This is a genomic window from Brevibacillus sp. MCWH (genome assembly GCF_013096935.1).
Classification (GTDB): domain Bacteria; phylum Bacillota; class Bacilli; order Brevibacillales; family Brevibacillaceae; genus Brevibacillus; species Brevibacillus aydinogluensis.
Genome location: NZ_SDLF01000016.1, coordinates 1 through 16,041 on the forward strand (window position 1 = coordinate 1; position 16,041 = coordinate 16,041).

Genomic DNA, 16,041 nt, shown 5'->3' on the forward strand with positions numbered 1-16,041 from the left:
AACGAGACGCGGGCAGGGGACAAACATCTGGGTATTTCGAGGAAGTGAGACTTGTGTCCCCTGTTGATTCCCGCGTCTTCGTTTTTCCGCTGAGCAGGTCGTCAAAGGAGCTCGCTTGGCCCATCCCGCCATGCGATGAACATTGTCTTCCGCTTCGGTTGATGAATAGGCAGGCCTTTCGGCCTGGAGATCATTTTTTGTGGACGCTAACTCAATGAACCGTTTGTCTTCAGTCTGAGCAGCCCCATGGCAGGGGCTGCGTTATGATTGTTCGTTTTCCAAACGTTTCTTTTTCACCCATTCATTCCAGTATTCAACTTCCTCAGCGCCTTCACCTAAAACTTCAATTTCGCCTATACAATATTCACAGATGTAATAGATTTCTCCATCACGGAGAATGGAGCACTTCTTTGGTCTCAAATGCTCGATTTCGCACCAAAAAGAAAGTTTCTTGCAATGTTCGCATCTTATATCATCGTCTTCCATATTACTTTTGTACCTCCTAAGTATTAATCGACCGTACACTTACAGACGTATTCCAAAGAATACATTAACCATAATGATAAAATATGTCAATTATTACGATTTATGGAAAAAGAAAAATCTGTTTATTTTTACTGATACGTGCATACTGACCAAGATGAGTCATGTGAAAAACGAATCCAGGCAGTGATAAACCAGTAATCCGCTTGCTTTCCAGCACGGATGTGAATATGAAATGGAACCGCATGGGGCCGTGTAATTTTGCAGCCTGGCTGGCTTCTGCAAAAATGTGGACGAGAATATATAGAAGGATGCAACGATTGGCGAGGTAATCCGTATATCCTAAGAGAAAGGAGTGTGCCCGATGGAAATACTGCTGTGGATTGTCATCGTGGCGTTGTTTGTCGCAAGCATCGCCGGTATTTTTCTTCCGGTTTTGCCGGATACGATTTTGCTTTGGGCCGGGTTTTTGCTGTACCACTTTGTCCTCGCCGAACCGGGGGCCGGGCTGCCGGCGTCGTTCTGGTGGGGGATGGTGGTGCTGAGTGTGCTGCTGTACGGCGCCGATTTGCTGACCAACATGTACTTCGTGAAGCGGTACGGCGGTTCCAAGTGGTCGTCGATTGCAGCGGCGGTCGGTATCTTTCTCGGGATTTTCCTGTTCCCGCCGTTCGGGATGCTGATCCTGCCGTTTTTGTTTGTGGTGTTGGTGGAGCTGTTCGTATCCAACCAGCCGTTTGAACGGGCGATTAAGGCGGGGGTGGGATCGCTCGTCGGATTTCTCGGCAGCGCAGTCGTCAAGGTCGTCCTGCAAATCGTGATGATCATCTGGTTTTTCATCGCCGCCCTGTAGATCGTGCTCCAAGAGGGCGAGATGCAATTCCTGCACCGGATCGTTCCGGTCTGACAGCGCCATAGAAAAAACAAGCCCGTATCTTTCGACGATGGTCGGAAAAGATACGGGCTATTCGTTTTCCTAGTGAATCAACCGGTACACTCCGATGACTTTTCCCAGAATGGTGACCGAGTCCAGGATGATCGGCTCCATCGTGGAATTCTCCGGCTGCAGGCGGAAGTGGTTTTTCTCCTTGAAGAACCGCTTGACGGTGGCTTCGTCCTCATCGGTCATGGCCACGACAATGTCGCCGTTGTTGGCCACGTTTTGCTGGCGCACGATGACGTAGTCGCCGTCGAGGATGCCTGCCTCGATCATGCTGTCACCCGACACGCGAAGCATGTACACCTTGTCCGAGGTGACAATGTGTTCCGGCAGGGGGAAGTAATCCTCCACGTGTTCCACGGCCGTAATTGGCTGCCCGGCCGTTACCTTCCCGATGACGGGCACGCGCACGACGGATACTTCATAGTCATCCTGATAGCGGTCGCCATCGGTCAACAGCTCAATCGCGCGCGGCTTGGTGGGGTCGCGCCGGATCAATCCTTTCTTTTCCAGACGGGCCAGGTGACCGTGGACGGTGGAGCTGGAGGCCAACCCGACGGCCTCGCCAATTTCACGAACGGACGGCGGATATCCCTTGTCGCGGACTTCCTTGCGAATGAAATCGATAATGGCTTGTTGTCTGCTGGATAGCTTGGACATGGACCACACCCCTGTTTTCTCGAACATGTTTTCTATATTGTACCATGGGATCTTGCGTTCGACAAACGTTAGTTCGATTTCGCTTGACACAAAACACATGTTCGCATTATGATGAAAACAAGAATATAGAACGTATGTTTGCAGGGGGATGGTATCATGCATGCTGTATCCGCACACAACCGTTTCACCAAAAAACAGGAGCGCCATAGCCGCACTGGTGTGAGACGCGGTGGGGCATTGATCTTTTTCGTGGTATTCTCTCTCTTTTTTTACTTCCTGACAGAACTTGTGTTCGCATCGGAGTCGTCGTCGATCGTGCCTGTGAAGGTAGTGACCGTTCAGAAGGGTGACAGCTTGTGGAAAATTGCCGTTGAGCACCAGGACGAAGCCGACATGGAGGTGCGCGAACTGGTGTACGCGATCAAAAAGATGAACCGACTGGACAACTCCGACATATACCCCGGACAGCGCCTGGCTGTTCCCGTCGGAGAGTAGACGGCAGCCAAGACAGCGGGGCAGGCCAGTGTATATCCTTTCGCTTGCGTTGTGCCGCCGATGTGTTATAATAGAGCGGCATTACAGAGAGTAGGGGGAGAGGCTGTGGTAACCGACGCGGAAATCAAACGGATCAACGAGTTGGCCAAGAAATCCCGCGAACAAGGCCTGACCGACGATGAAAAACAGGAGCAGCAGGCACTGCGGCGCAAGTACATCGACGCTGTCAAGGCGTCCCTGCGGGCTAACCTGGAATCGATCCGCTATGTGGAAGATCTTGAGGACAACGGTCCCAAACATTAAGATAACGTGTACTGGCACAAAAAGGCATCCACGCGCTTCGCTTGGATGTCTTTTTCTACGACGAAACGGAGCGAACAGGGAGGAATGCGCATGTCGTGGCTTGCTGTGGCAGTGGGGGGCGCTGTCGGATCAATCGTGCGGTATGGATTGGGCCTGGTGCTGAATCAGCCGGGCTGGCCGGCAGGTACGTGGGGAGCCAATGTTGTCGGCTCGTTTTGCATCGGTCTTTTGTACGCCTGGGGAAAGGAGCGGGGGTTTCTCCCGCCGGAGCTGTACCTGCTTTTTACCACCGGGCTGTTGGGCGGCTTTACGACCTTTTCTACCTTTTCTCTGGAGGTCATCACCTTTTTTGGCGACGGGAACATTGGACGCGGATTGGCGTACGTGCTGCTCAGCGTCGGCATTGGGCTGTTGGCCTGCGGAGCCGGAGTCTGGCTGGGCCGGCATGTGGGCTGACGCCAGCGCGATTGAAGCGAAGGGAGGATGGACGTGACGATTCGGCATCCCGATTACGAACAGGAACAAAAGCGGCTGGATGAAACGGTGTCCGCCATTGAACGGGAGATCGAGATACTGCGCGAGGAAGTAAGGGAAGTGACCGACGACTACGTGAAGCAGGTGGTCGGGTACAAAAAGGCCAAGGAACTGCGGTATCTGGAAGACCAGGGGAAAGACAAACCTTACTTCGGCCGGGTGGACTTTCTCAAGGATGAGACATACGAACTGGACATCGTCTATATCGGCAAGCGCGGCATTGTCCGCAGCGATACGTTTGATGCGCTGGTCGTGGACTGGCGGGCTCCGATTGCCAGCCTGTACTACAGCGGCGAAAGCAAGGACGCCTTCTACCGGACCGACAAGGGCATCGTCCGTGGAGAAGTTCGCCTGAAGCGCAACTTTGCGATTGAGAAGGGAAAGATTACCGGCATCTACGACGGGGCGGTCAAGGAGACGATCCGCCGGGGTATCGGCCATCCCGACGAGTTTCTCGAGGAAGGGTATATCGATGAGTTCCTCGCCGCCAATCTCAACCAGACCAACGACAGTCGGCTGAAGGACATCGTGGCGACCATCCAGTCCGAACAAAACGACATCATTCGGGCGGACAAAGACCGTCCCATCGTCGTCCAGGGGGTGGCCGGGAGCGGGAAGACCACCATCGCGCTGCACCGCCTCTCCTACCTGATCTACAACTACCAGGATACGATGATGTCGAAAAAATTCATGGTGTTTGCGCCGAACCGCCTGTTTCTGAACTACATATCGGACGTGCTTCCGGAACTGGGGGTGGATGACGTCCAGCAGGCCACGTTCTTGGACTGGGCGGCCAAGCTGGCCAAGCCGCTTCTGCCCAAAGGCTGGCGCATCACCGACCCGCAGAAGCTGCTGCGCCTGTTTTTCGAGGAAGGACAGGACCGGCGGGAACGGGAGATGACGCAAAACCGCCTGCGGTTCAAAGGCTCGCTCGCCTGCAAGGCTGCCTTGGATAACTATCTGCGCTATCTGGCGGAGACGGAAATCCCGTTTAAAAAGTTGAGCTTTGTCTACAGCCGGACCCAACAGGTCTTTTCCATCAGCGGAGAGACGATCCGGGAACTGTTTACCGGCCAGTTCGGCCACCTGCCCTACCGAAAGCGCCTCGAGGCGCTGCGCAAGCATCTGAAGCAGGAGATGAACAAGCAGCTGTTTGCCCATTTGCGCGAGATGCGGATTGATTTGGACAAACAGGGTTTGACAAGGTTTGAGCGGATGATGGAACAGATTCTGGAGAAGTACTTGTCGTCCTTCCCGCAGGTGGATGTATTCGCGGCGTACCGGAAGCTGATCACGGATGAGACGCTGCTCAGACGCCTGGCGCCGGATGGCGTGGAGGACAGCGTCATTGCGGACGTCTGTCAATCATCGGAGGCGCTTTTTGCCAACGAGCGGATCGAGCCGGAAGACGTGGCGCCGCTGTTGTACCTGCGCCATCTGGTGGACGGGCTCGAACAGGCGGGGCAGTTCGACCATACGGTGGTGGACGAGGCGCAGGATCTGAGCGCCTTGGAGATTGCCGTGATCGCCCTGGTGACGAAGCGGCAGTCCTTGACCGTGGTGGGCGACATCGCACAGGGCATCCACGGCTACCGGGGCCTGCAGACGTGGGACGAATTGACAGGCGGTGTGTTTGTCCAGCCTCCCGCTGCGTATTACACGCTGGCGCAAAGCTATCGGTCCACGATTGAGATCATGCGCTGTGCCAACGAGGTGCTGCGCAGGATTCGCCTGCCCGAGTCGGTGATGGCCAGGCCGGTGCTGCGGCACGGAGAAAAGCCGAAGATGCTGTCGTATGCGGCTCCGGCCGAAAAATGGGAACAAACGGCACGGCTTGTCCGGGAATTGCAAGAAGAAGGCTTTCAGACCGTCGCCATCGTCACCAAGACAGCCGAAGAGAGCAAACAGGCGCACAAGGCGCTGCGCGGCGCGATCAGCGAACTGGTCCTGCTCGGCTCCAAAGACAGCCGATACCCCGGAGGTGTAACGGTCATGCCGGCGTATCTGACCAAAGGGCTGCAGTTTGACGCAGTGATCCTCTTGGATGTGGAGCGATACACGGACAGCGAGTGGGACGCCAAACTGCTGTACGTGGCGATGACCCGTCCCGTTCACCGGCTGTTGATCCTGCACGAAGCGGGCCGAATCAGCCCGCTGCTGTGCGATGTTCCCGACGAGTTGTTGTCCGTTACATCATAGAAACGCGTTGTTCAATTTTGCTAAACAAAGAAAAGAGCTCTCTGCGCAGGTTGTCGTGCAGAGAGCTTTTTCGTTGGAATCAGTGATCCCCGTGATTGCCTTTGGACGGATTGGTGATGACGTAGCCTTCTTCCGGCAGGTACAGGTAGTCAATTTTTACGCCATCCAGCAGCGGCTCGTTTTTGTTGACGATCACGTCGATCTCCTTGTCGGTGGAGACGACCTCGTCGTCGGCACCGGGCTTGTCCAGCGCCAGGCCGTAATGGGCGTGGTCGCCGTGCTTATGCGTGATGTAGACGCGCAGTTTCAGCTCTTTGTCTTCTTCTTGATCCAGCACAGCTTTCAATTGCTTCGCAGCGTTGCGGGTGATTTTTACCTTCATGCGGGGCAGTCTCCTTACTTGTAAAAGTGTCTTCTTCATCTTACCAACAGAAAAATCGCTGTGCAATGCGCAAAGTGTGAAACGTCAGCAAGACGCGTGTGATCAAGCGCATCGCCCTGACGAAGCAGCGGCGGAAACGTGCAGCCTGTGTCCATCCTGCTGCATATTTTTTTGCCTGAAATCCACGAGCCCTCTTGATTTGCTTTAAAAAACAGGGTATACTATCACTCGTCACGAATACGGATGGGTGTCCGAGTGGCCGAAGGAGCACGATTGGAAATCGTGTAGGCGGTGTTGAGCCGTCTCGTGGGTTCAAATCCCACCCCATCCGCCATTACGCGTACACCATACGTCTTCCGGAAGCGGGAGGCGTTTTTTTGTTTCTTTTTTTGTTCATCAGTGTGTAGACAAAGTCTGTGCCGCATGGGTGATGGGGCCCGCCCGCTCTCTTGACGACCAGCAAGGAAGCGGAAAGCGTCCGCTCCAAAACGCGACGCGGGCGGGCGGCAAACAGCTGGGTAGTTCGGTCTCCACCTTTGATCAATGTGCAGGCCTTGCAGCCTGGGACCGATGGGAAGATCAGTTTCTTCCTTAAATATCGTAAAAAAAGGCATGCCCTGATGGACATGCCTTTTTTCTTTATATATCACTGTAGTTCGGTGCTTGCCTGCGGCGAGGGAGTGCTTACTGTCGTCTGTCGCGGCGTCATCACCGGATAGAGCAGCAGCCCGACTGCGTAGAGAGCCAGTCCGAACAGCAGCGTTTTCATGTCGGCTGTCCCCGTCTTGATGACCCAGAGCGAGAACAGCACAGCCAGCACAGCCACCACACCATCAAAGAGGCGTGCGGCCGGCTGCCGTTCATACGTCTGACCGACAACCACCAGCTTCAGCTGGAAAATGGCAGAAGCCAGATAGGGCAGGAGGATGGCCAGTGTTGCCACCGTGATGACAAAGTGGTACGCTTCGGCAATCGTGCCGGAGATCGTCGAAAAAATGAACAGTTGCGACATGAGATTCGTAACGGTCAGCGAGCGAACCGGACTCCCGCTGGCGTTTACCTTGGCAAACGAAGCGGGGAACATGCCGGCGCGGGCCGCTTGAAACGGCGGCTCTGCTCCGATCAGGAGCCAACCGATTGTGCTGCCGATCAGCGAAATGATGGCCAGCACAGCCATGACGATCCCGCCGGTGCTGCCGATGACTTGGGACAAGGCGTCTACCAGCGGCTTGTCCGACACGCGCAGTTGTTCGAGCGGCAGGACCCCCATCGTCAGGAAGGTGATGCCCATGTACAGGACGAGCGAAATCAGCAGCCCGGCGATCGTGGCCGACCGCACGTCACGTTGGGAACGGGCCCGGCCGGAGAGGACCACGGCCGATTCAATCCCGATGAAGGCCCACAGTGTAGCCACCATCGCCATGTTTATCTGACCGGGCAGATCGTACACTGCACCGTTTTTATCCGTGATCGGGGCATAGAAATCGCCCATGTTGGTTGCATTAAAGGCAAACAGGCAGACGACGATAAACAGCACGAATCCCAATACCTTGGTGGCGGTGGACAGGAAGTTCAGCTTGCCGGCGCCGTTCAGCCCCCTCACCAGCAAGGTGTGGAAGCCCCACAACAGCGCGGTGCAGACGAGAAATGTCGTGAACTTTCCTTTTTCCACCGGAAAGGAAAAGAGCGAGAACAGGACGGTTTTGTCCTGCATAATCGGGAAAAATGCGGACAGATACCCGGCAAACGTGGTGATGACGGCGACATTGCCCGCCCAGTTTGCCACCCAGTACCCCCAAACCATGCTGAAGCCGGCAACCTTTCCGGCGCGCGGATTATCAAACATGGCGCGGGCGTAGCTCTGCGGGCCGGCAGTCAAATCGGGCCGGCGGACGGACAGGTTGCCGAAGACGAGCGCGATCATCAGCACGCCAAACCCGGTCAGCAGCCAGGCGAACAGCACAGCGAGCGGACTGGACGCTTGCACCAACGTGTTGGGCAGCATGAAAATGCCGGAACCGACCATGTTTCCCACCACGAAGGCGGTCAGCAGCCAGAAGCCCCATTTTTGCGAACTCATTGGAATCCCTCCACAGTCATGAAGTCATACCTTGATGTCAGCCCATCCGTAAAGGCGGGGTCCCGGCCGTACAAAACCGGACAAGCGGGAATGTGTGCAATAGAACAGTGACGTACCCGCTTCCGCATAAGGTTTTACCATTTTACTTGTTTAATTATTTAATTGGATAAAGTAAAACGAACGTTAAAAAGTATAGCAATGTTGAAATTGACCGTCAACAAGAAATGTGCGGGAGGAGGGCGTCCGCTTTCGGGGAGTAAATCGCCCGAAGCGAGCAATACTATAGGTAGCCAACAATAGGGAAAAGAAAGAGGGATGACGATGATTTCCCCCAAACAGCGCCAGTTGGTGCAGCGTCAGATGCAGCGGGACGAAAGCAGGATCGTCAACATTGTGTTGAGTGACGCCAGACAGGTGGCGGGTGAAATTGAAAAAGCCACCCATCAGGGTGTATACCTGACGGATGGCAGCTACTACCCGTATGCGGATATTCGGGAAATCAACGGATTGTACTGAGGGAACGCGACGCCGTTTTTACAGCGGCAGGGCGGGAAAAAAGTGGCGCAGACCGTCCGGCAGTTCCTTTTGCCACAGTCCCCAAACGTGGTTACCCGGTTTTTCGCGATACGACACGGCAGCGTGCTTTTCCATGAGCGACTGCCGGGCGGCGCGGTTCCACTCCACAAAATCAAATGTGCCGATATGTGTCTCCACAGCAGTTTCCTCCAGCCCGACCACCATCCAGATGTCCAGCCAGGAGAGAGTGGATTCCTGAGCGATCCGATCCAGAGTCGGCTGGAAAAAAGCGCCGGAGAGAGACAGCACGCGTGTAAACAGATCAGGACGGTCCAGCGCGATGTGCAGGGAGACTGTTCCCCCCAGCGAGTCGCCCGCCAGGACGCGGGATTTTGGATCGCGACGCACCGGATAACGCTCCTCGATGTAGGGGAGCAGTTCGTCTGTAAAGAAGCGTTTGTATCCGTCATGGCGCGAACCGACGGGGGAGTATTCACTCGTCCGTTTGCTTCGTTCCACGGATACGCCGACGATGAGAAACGGCTCCACCCCATCTTCCAGGATCAGTTGATTGGCGATGGTGGCAATCCGGCCCATGGTAAAAAAATCGTTGCCGTCCTGGCAGTAGACGACTGGATATGAGAGCAGTTCGTTGTATCCGGGCGGAAGGTATACCTTGACGGAACGGGGAGTGTCCACGTGAAGGCTGGGCACTTCTTCTTTGACAATTGTACGTTTTACATAGTCGGACATGGCGATCCGCCTCCTAAGTGCAGGAATTTCCGAACTTAGCCTTGAAAAAAACTGATACAGATTTTATAGTAAATGATAACAGCAAGGAAATAAACCCTGTAATATCAATAGTATAACACGTTAAACAGATGATTGTACTGAGATATAACAGGGTGTGCGATCGTGTTTGTAAGCACTTTCAGCACAGGTGAAATTTCCCCAATGTTTTTTAGGCAGTTTTCCCTTTCTGCACGAGCGCGGCTTGGTTGCGCCGGTGTCGGTGAGGGGCTGTCTCGTTTCCACGATACCAGTGACGAGGTGAAAGTGATGAGTGTGAAAACTGCTGTTGAAAAAACAGGCAACAACACCCCGCTGCAAATCCTTGCTCCAGACGGTACAGTTGTTCGTCCTGACCTGATGCCCAAGCTCTCCGATGATGAACTGCGTGAACTGATGCGCAGAATGGTCTTTACCCGTGTGTGGGACCAGCGTGCCATCAGCCTGAACCGTCAAGGCCGTCTCGGCTTCTACGCCCCTGTGGCCGGTCAGGAAGCGTGCATGATCGGATCGGAAGCGGCCCTGTCCAAAGAAGACTTCATCCTGCCGAGCTACCGCGACATCCCGCAAATGGTGTGGCACGGCTTCCCGCTGTACAAGGCGTTCCTGTACTCCCGCGGGCATATTGAAGGCGGCCGCATCCCCGAAGACGTCAATGTGCTGATGCCGCAAATCATCATCGCAGCTCAATGTACCCAAGCTGCCGGCGTTGCCATGGGGTACAAGCTGCGCGGCGAAAAGCGCGTGGCCATCACCTACTTTGGCGACGGTGCCACCTCTCAGGGCGACTTCTACGAAGGCATGAACTTTGCCGGCGTCTACAAACTGCCGGTGATCTTCTTCTCGCAAAACAACGGCTACGCCATCTCCGTTCCGTTTGAGAAACAAACCGCTGCTGAGAATATCGCGGTCAAAGCGGTTGCAGCCGGTATCGCCAGCGCGCGTGTAGACGGCATGGACGTCTTGGCCGTTTACCACGCTGTCCAAGAAGCGAAACAGCGCGGCATCAACGGTGAGGGCGCTACTCTGATCGAGGCGCTTACCTACCGCTATGGTCCGCACACCATGGCCGGCGATGACCCGACCCGTTACCGCACCGGGGAAGAGCAAGGCGAGTGGGAGCAAAAAGACCCGCTGATCCGCTTCCGCAAGTTCCTGGAAAGCAAAGGTCTGTGGAGCGAAAAAGACGAAGAAGCCGTCATTGAAGAAGCGAAACAGGCGGTTGCCGACGCCATCAAGAAAGCGGACGAAACGCCGAAGATGAAAGTGAGCGAACTGATCGACGTCATGTTTGAAACACTGCCGCCGGCGCTGGAAGAGCAGAAGGCAGAATATCTGGCGAAGGAGTCGAAGTAAGCCATGGCACAAATGACTATGATTCAAGCCATCACGGATGCATTGCGCTGTGAACTGAAGCGCGACGAAACCGTTCTCGTCTTCGGGGAAGACGTAGGGAAAAACGGTGGGGTCTTCCGCGCGACAGAAGGTCTGCAAGCTGAGTTCGGTGAACATCGCGTGTTTGACACGCCGCTGGCAGAGTCCGGTATCGGCGGTCTGGCCGTGGGTCTGTCCGTCAACGGCTTCCGTCCGGTTGCGGAAATCCAGTTCTTTGGTTTTGTGTTTGAAACCTTTGACGCGATCGCGTCCCAGGCTTCCCGGATGCGCTACCGTTCCGGCGGGCGCTTCCACAGCCCGATCACGTTCCGCTCCCCGTTTGGCGGCGGCGTGAAAACTCCGGAGCTGCACGCTGACTCGCTGGAAGGCCTGATTCTGCAGACGCCTGGCGTGAAAGTGGTCATCCCGTCCAACCCGTACGATGCAAAAGGGCTGTTGATCTCCGCGATCCGCGACAACGATCCGGTCGTGTTCCTGGAGCACATGAAACTGTACCGCTCCTTCCGTCAGGAGGTGCCGGAGGGCGAGTACACCATCCCGCTGGGCAAGGCCAATGTGGTGAAGGAAGGCAGCGACGTTACCATCATCACCTATGGCGCCATGGTTCATACCAGCCTGAAAGCGGCGGAAGAGATCGAGAAGGCGCGCGGCGCGAAAGTGGAAGTGATCGACCTGCGCACCATCAATCCGATCGACATCGACACGATCGTGGAATCGGTGAAAAAGACCAACCGTGCCATCGTCGTGCAGGAAGCGCAAAAAACTTCCGGCGTAGCTGCCGAAATCATCGCTCAAATCAACGAACGCGCCATCCTGCACCTGGAAGCGCCGGTGCTTCGCGTGGCCGCGCCGGATACGGTATACCCGTTCGCGCAGGCAGAAGACATCTGGCTGCCTGATGTAAAACGCGTCGTGGACGGCCTGACGCAAGTTCTCGACTTTTAACGATTGAACTGCACATGCGGCGGAAAGATCAGCTTTCCGCCTTCTTTAGGCACACCTGTGAGCGATTACGTCGGAGCGTTTATTTTAAGGAGGAGATAACGTGAGTCGTTTTACATTCAGACTCCCGGAGCTTGGCGAGGGCATCCATGAAGGCGAAATCGTCAAATGGCACGTGAAGCCGGGGGATACCGTTGAAGAAGACCAAGTAATCATGGAAGTGCAAAATGACAAGGCGGTCGTGGAAGTACCGTCTCCGGTCAAAGGGAAAGTGCTGGAACTGAAAGTGACCGAGGGCACTGTTTCCGTCGTCGGCGATCCGCTGATCGAATTTGAAGTCGAAGGCGAACTGCCCAACCTGCCGGATCACGGTCATGGAGAAGCTCCGGCTGCGGCCGAGCCTGCAAAAGAAGACAAGATGGAACCGGGCTGCGACATTGGCTCCCAAGTAAGCGCCAACGCCAACCAGCCGATCGACACGCCGATGGCGCAGGCGACTGCAGCAGCAGCACCTGTAGACCGCAAACACGTGCTGGCAACGCCGTCCGTGCGCAAATACGCGCGGGAAAAAGGCGTTCAGCTCGCACTGGTGCCAGGCACCGGCAAATTGGGCCGCATCACGCGCGAAGACGTAGACCGCTTCCTCGCAGGCGGCGCGGCACCCGCACAAGCTCAAGCTGCCCAAGCACAGGCTGAAGCGGCTGCACCTGCAGATCAAGCGCCGACCGGCGTACAGCAAGCGGCTGCTGCACCGACCGTACACTACACTGCACAAGCAGGCGAAGTGGAGGAGCGCGTTCCGCTCAAAGGCATTCGCAAAGCCATCGCCAAAGCAATGGTCAAATCGGCGTACACCGCTCCGCACGTTACCATTTTCGACGAAGTGGATGTCACCGAGCTGGTGGCCATGCGCAAGGAAGCCAAACCGCTGGCAGAGGAGCGCGGTGTAAAACTGACCTATCTGCCGTTCATCGTCAAGGCGGTTGTGGCCGGACTGAAAAAGTTCCCGGAACTGAACGCTTCCATCGACGAAGAAAAACAAGAGATCGTCTACAAAAAGTACTATAACATCGGCATTGCCACTTCCACCGACGACGGTCTGTTGGTGCCGGTTGTCAAAGCGGCAGACCGCAAATCCATCTTTGAAATCGCCGGCGAAATCAGTGAACTGGCGAAGAAATCGCGTGAACGCAAGGCGACGGCAGACGAGCTGAAAGGCTCCACCTTCAGCATCACCAATATTGGTTCCGCTGGCGGCATGTTCTTCACGCCGATCATCAACTACCCGGAAGTTGCCATTCTCGGTGTAGGCCGTATCAGCGAAAAACCGGTAGTGAAAAACGGCGAAATCGTGGTCGGACAAGTGCTGTCCCTGTCGCTCAGCTTTGACCACCGCCTGATTGACGGCGAACCGGCGCAGCGTTTCGTCAACTACGTGAAGCAGCTCCTGGAGAATCCGACGCTGCTCGTCATGGAGGGATAACAACAATGGTAGTAGGGGAATTTACCACAGAAGTTGACGTTCTCGTCATCGGCGCCGGTCCGGGCGGTTATGTGGCGGCCATTCGCGCCGCCCAACTGGGCAAATCCGTCGCCGTGGTGGAGAAAGCAGACCTGGGCGGTGTGTGCCTCAATGTCGGCTGCATTCCGTCCAAAGCAATGATTCACGCCGCTCACACGTATGAGCATGCTCAGCACACGGCGAACATGGGCATTACCATGGAAAACGTAAAAGTGGACTTCGCCAAAGTCCAGGAATGGAAAAACGGCATTGTCAAGCAGTTGACCGGCGGCGTTGCTTCGCTGTTCAAGGGCAACAAGATTCAGGTAATCCCCGGCGAAGCGCTGTTTGTCAACGAAAACGAAGTACGGGTCTTCCACGGTTACGACGTGAACCGCTACCGTTTTAACCACTGCATCATCGCCACGGGGTCCCGTCCGATCGAACTGCCGGCGTTCCCGTTTGGCAAGCGCGTGCTCTCCTCGACGGAAGCCCTGTCCCTGACGGAAATTCCGAAGAGCCTGGTCGTAATCGGCGGCGGCTACATCGGAATTGAGCTGGGTACCGTCTTTGCCAAGTTTGGCACCAAGGTAACCATTTTGGAAGGCTCTGACCAAATCCTGCCGGGATTCGAGCCGGAGATGACCCGCCTGGTAGAACGCAAGCTGAAAAAGCTGGGCGTGGACATCAATGTCAAAGCGCTCGCCCAAGGCATGGAGGAAAAGGAAGACGGCGTGGTCGTCACTGCGGAAGTAAAAGGAGAGCAGAAGCAGTTTGATGCAGAATACGTGCTGGTAACCGTCGGCCGCCGTCCCAACACGGACGAACTGGGCGTACGCGACATTGGCATGAACCTGACCGATCGCGGCTACATTGTGGTGGACAAACAGGGCCGCACCAACATCCCCAACGTCTACGCGATCGGGGACATCGTTGCCGGTCCGGCTCTGGCCCACAAGGCGTCCTACGAGGGCAAAGTAGCGGCGGAAGCAATCGCCGGTCATCCGTCCGAAGTGGACTACAAGGCCATCCCCGCTGTCGTTTTCTCCGATCCGGAGATCGCCAGCGTCGGGATCAGCGAAAGAGAAGCCAAAGAACAGGGCATCGACTACGTGGCGGGCCGCTTCCCGTTTGCCGCGAACGGCCGCGCGCTGTCTGTCAATGCCGGTGAAGGCTTCGTGAAACTGATCGCCGAAAAAGGCACCAACCTGGTGCTGGGCGCCCAGATTGTCGGACCGGAGGCGTCCAACATTATCGCCGAAATTGGTCTGGCCATCGAGATGGGAGCGACGCTGGAAGACATCGAGCTCACCATTCACGCTCACCCGACCCTGGGCGAAGTGACGATGGAAGCTGCGGAACTGGCTCTCGGCCATCCGATTCACGTGCTGAACAAGTAAACGCACAACATGCCCTGCATCAGCAACAGATGCGGGGCTTCCTTTTTTTGATGCGTTCTCGCTGGCATTCTCCTCTTTCCATGCATTATCAATTAATGTAAAATAGTGGTTGACTGAGTCGGTGGGGGTCTGGCAGCATGAAAATTACGCAGAAGAAGATTGATGATCTGCGGCAGCAACTGGAACGCGCAGCCAAAGATGCCGGTTACAATTTTAACGACCCTAAAATTGTGAGGATGAGTCAACAACTGGATCGGTTAATCGTTGCGCACATGCTGCAATACGCAAAACGCCCTTAACAGGGCGTTTTTCATTGTTCAAAACGATAAAGCAGGTGAGCAGTTTCCCCTTTATTGATGAGAGAGGCAGCGGCAGTGTAAAAATGGCTGGGGGAGAGGACCAACTGCTGGACGGGTTGAGCGTCGGGATCACCGTTTTCCCATACGAGCTGTTCCTGTTCGTCGTCATAGCGGAAGCGGGGATCGATTATCCGCAAATAGGACGTGATCTCATCCAGTGACCGCAGCGACAGATGGATGCGTTCCGCTTCCCGTACAAACCGGGGCGCCAACGCCTCCCACTGCGAGGCGAAAAAAAGCTGCCAGTAGGTGGAGAGAAACAGATTGAAGCGCCCTTTAACAAACGCAGGGTCTTCCCTCAGGTCAGCTGCCAGCGGAACATCCTCACAGCGAGTCTCCCATGCGTCCAGCATCGGCCGCAGGTTGTCCACAAACGCTTCTTCGGACAGCGTGAAGAAGTAATTGTATTGATCGTCAACGGCCATCACGCCTCGCGTTTGCACAGGATCAAACGCGTCGGGGATGGCGCGGGTAAACATCGGACGGAAGTATTCCCAGTCTGATTGGATGCGGGCGGCACGAAAGCCGGCCAGTACGTCCGCGGCCCAGTCGGCCAGACGCGGGTCGGGCGTTTCCTGAGCCAGTGCGTGGAGGCTTGCCGCCAACTCGTACAAGGGAGAAACACTGTAGCTGATTTTGTGCGGAAGTGGGCTGTCGCCCGAAAGCGGAATGAGAATCATGATTGGTTGACCTCCATCCAAGGATACTGTATTCATGATAGTTCATCCTTGTGGGACAATTCAATCATTTGATTGTAAAAAACAGGAAGGCTTAGCGGATCAGCCTTCCCTCGTCTTTACCTGGCGCGAGTGATTCGCCTGTTTTACCTTTTTGGAGCCGGGCATCGGCTCGCCGGTCTGTTCCATGGGTTGGTAGGTGTTGTTGTACATTTGATGAGGATTTTCTTCGCGTACGCGATCCTTGTCCATCATCATATCAACTCCTTTTTGTATAGCATGCCGGACAAGCAGGATGACGAACCATAGGAATTGCTGGTATTCTATAAGGAAGCATGTTGCAGACTGCAGACTAGATGACATAACGTTTATTATGTAATCTTATT

18 protein-coding genes and 1 tRNA gene are annotated in these 16,041 nt (G+C 55.4%); 12 read left to right on the forward strand and 7 right to left on the reverse strand.

What is annotated here, in order from left to right; genetic code table 11:
- Positions 1-261: 261 nt before the first annotated feature.
- Positions 262-486 carry a hypothetical protein gene (locus ETC00_RS14045; protein WP_171566703.1) on the reverse strand — a complete coding sequence of 75 codons (225 nt, stop codon included), beginning with the start codon at positions 484-486 and terminating at the stop codon, positions 262-264.
- A 361-nt stretch (positions 487-847) separates the two neighbouring features.
- On the opposite strand from ETC00_RS14045, the gene ETC00_RS14050 reads away from it, so the two are divergent.
- The gene (locus ETC00_RS14050) at positions 848-1,336 is read left to right on the forward strand and encodes a DUF456 domain-containing protein (protein WP_171566704.1); all 489 of its coding nucleotides are present in this window, start codon (positions 848-850) and stop codon (positions 1,334-1,336) included.
- 123 nt (positions 1,337-1,459) lie between these two features.
- Here the strand turns inward: ETC00_RS14050 and lexA are convergent, their stop codons facing one another.
- Positions 1,460-2,083, reverse strand: a complete 624-nt coding sequence (gene lexA, locus ETC00_RS14055) for a transcriptional repressor LexA (protein WP_171566705.1) — start codon at positions 2,081-2,083, stop codon at positions 1,460-1,462.
- Between the two features lie 156 nt (positions 2,084-2,239).
- On the opposite strand from lexA, the gene yneA reads away from it, so the two are divergent.
- From yneA to ETC00_RS14075, 4 genes are all read left to right on the forward strand, one after another.
- On the forward strand, positions 2,240-2,578 hold the full coding sequence (gene yneA, locus ETC00_RS14060; protein ID WP_171566706.1) for a cell division suppressor protein YneA: 339 nt from the start codon (positions 2,240-2,242) through the stop codon (positions 2,576-2,578).
- 105 nt (positions 2,579-2,683) lie between these two features.
- The gene (locus ETC00_RS14065; protein ID WP_171566707.1) at positions 2,684-2,881 is read left to right on the forward strand and encodes a DUF896 domain-containing protein; all 198 of its coding nucleotides are present in this window, start codon (positions 2,684-2,686) and stop codon (positions 2,879-2,881) included.
- 90 nt (positions 2,882-2,971) lie between these two features.
- Positions 2,972-3,337, forward strand: coding sequence for a fluoride efflux transporter CrcB (gene crcB, locus ETC00_RS14070; RefSeq protein WP_171566708.1), 366 nt, complete (start codon positions 2,972-2,974; stop codon positions 3,335-3,337).
- 33 nt (positions 3,338-3,370) lie between these two features.
- Positions 3,371-5,614, forward strand: coding sequence for a UvrD-helicase domain-containing protein (locus tag ETC00_RS14075; RefSeq protein ID WP_171566709.1), 2,244 nt, complete (start codon positions 3,371-3,373; stop codon positions 5,612-5,614).
- 79 nt (positions 5,615-5,693) lie between these two features.
- Here the strand turns inward: ETC00_RS14075 and ETC00_RS14080 are convergent, their stop codons facing one another.
- The gene (locus tag ETC00_RS14080; RefSeq protein ID WP_171566710.1) at positions 5,694-5,996 is read right to left on the reverse strand and encodes a HesB/IscA family protein; all 303 of its coding nucleotides are present in this window, start codon (positions 5,994-5,996) and stop codon (positions 5,694-5,696) included.
- Between the two features lie 241 nt (positions 5,997-6,237).
- On the opposite strand from ETC00_RS14080, the gene ETC00_RS14085 reads away from it, so the two are divergent.
- Positions 6,238-6,330, forward strand: a tRNA-Ser gene (locus tag ETC00_RS14085).
- 312 nt (positions 6,331-6,642) lie between these two features.
- Here ETC00_RS14085 and ETC00_RS14090 read toward each other — a convergent pair.
- Entirely contained in the window at positions 6,643-8,076 is a 1,434-nt protein-coding gene (locus tag ETC00_RS14090; RefSeq protein WP_171566711.1) for an amino acid permease, read from the reverse strand.
- 321 nt (positions 8,077-8,397) lie between these two features.
- Between ETC00_RS14090 and ETC00_RS14095 the strand changes: the two genes are divergently transcribed.
- Complete coding sequence (locus ETC00_RS14095; RefSeq protein ID WP_171566712.1) at positions 8,398-8,592, forward strand: hypothetical protein; 195 nt, start codon at positions 8,398-8,400, stop codon at positions 8,590-8,592.
- A gap of 18 nt (positions 8,593-8,610) precedes the next feature.
- On the opposite strand, the gene ETC00_RS14100 is transcribed toward ETC00_RS14095, so the two are convergent.
- Complete coding sequence (locus ETC00_RS14100; RefSeq protein ID WP_171566713.1) at positions 8,611-9,345, reverse strand: alpha/beta hydrolase; 735 nt, start codon at positions 9,343-9,345, stop codon at positions 8,611-8,613.
- A gap of 306 nt (positions 9,346-9,651) precedes the next feature.
- Between ETC00_RS14100 and pdhA the strand changes: the two genes are divergently transcribed.
- From pdhA to ETC00_RS14125, 5 genes are all read left to right on the forward strand, one after another.
- Complete coding sequence (pdhA, locus tag ETC00_RS14105) at positions 9,652-10,737, forward strand: pyruvate dehydrogenase (acetyl-transferring) E1 component subunit alpha (protein WP_171566714.1); 1,086 nt, start codon at positions 9,652-9,654, stop codon at positions 10,735-10,737.
- Positions 10,738-10,740: 3 nt separating this feature from the next.
- Complete coding sequence (locus tag ETC00_RS14110) at positions 10,741-11,721, forward strand: alpha-ketoacid dehydrogenase subunit beta (RefSeq protein ID WP_171566715.1); 981 nt, start codon at positions 10,741-10,743, stop codon at positions 11,719-11,721.
- A 100-nt stretch (positions 11,722-11,821) separates the two neighbouring features.
- Positions 11,822-13,201 carry a dihydrolipoamide acetyltransferase family protein gene (locus tag ETC00_RS14115; RefSeq protein ID WP_171566716.1) on the forward strand — a complete coding sequence of 460 codons (1,380 nt, stop codon included), beginning with the start codon at positions 11,822-11,824 and terminating at the stop codon, positions 13,199-13,201.
- A 5-nt stretch (positions 13,202-13,206) separates the two neighbouring features.
- Positions 13,207-14,619 (forward strand): dihydrolipoyl dehydrogenase, encoded by a 1,413-nt coding sequence (gene lpdA / locus ETC00_RS14120; protein WP_171566717.1) that lies wholly within the window; start codon positions 13,207-13,209, stop codon positions 14,617-14,619.
- 137 nt (positions 14,620-14,756) lie between these two features.
- The gene (locus tag ETC00_RS14125; RefSeq protein ID WP_171566718.1) at positions 14,757-14,918 is read left to right on the forward strand and encodes an aspartyl-phosphate phosphatase Spo0E family protein; all 162 of its coding nucleotides are present in this window, start codon (positions 14,757-14,759) and stop codon (positions 14,916-14,918) included.
- Positions 14,919-14,929: 11 nt separating this feature from the next.
- Here ETC00_RS14125 and ETC00_RS14130 read toward each other — a convergent pair whose 3' ends face one another.
- Both ETC00_RS14130 and ETC00_RS14135 read right to left on the reverse strand, forming a co-directional pair.
- Positions 14,930-15,694, reverse strand: a complete 765-nt coding sequence (locus ETC00_RS14130; protein ID WP_253264307.1) for a DUF5937 family protein — start codon at positions 15,692-15,694, stop codon at positions 14,930-14,932.
- 63 nt (positions 15,695-15,757) lie between these two features.
- Positions 15,758-15,910 (reverse strand): small acid-soluble spore protein P, encoded by a 153-nt coding sequence (locus ETC00_RS14135; protein ID WP_230076979.1) that lies wholly within the window; start codon positions 15,908-15,910, stop codon positions 15,758-15,760.
- Positions 15,911-16,041: the final 131 nt, after the last annotated feature.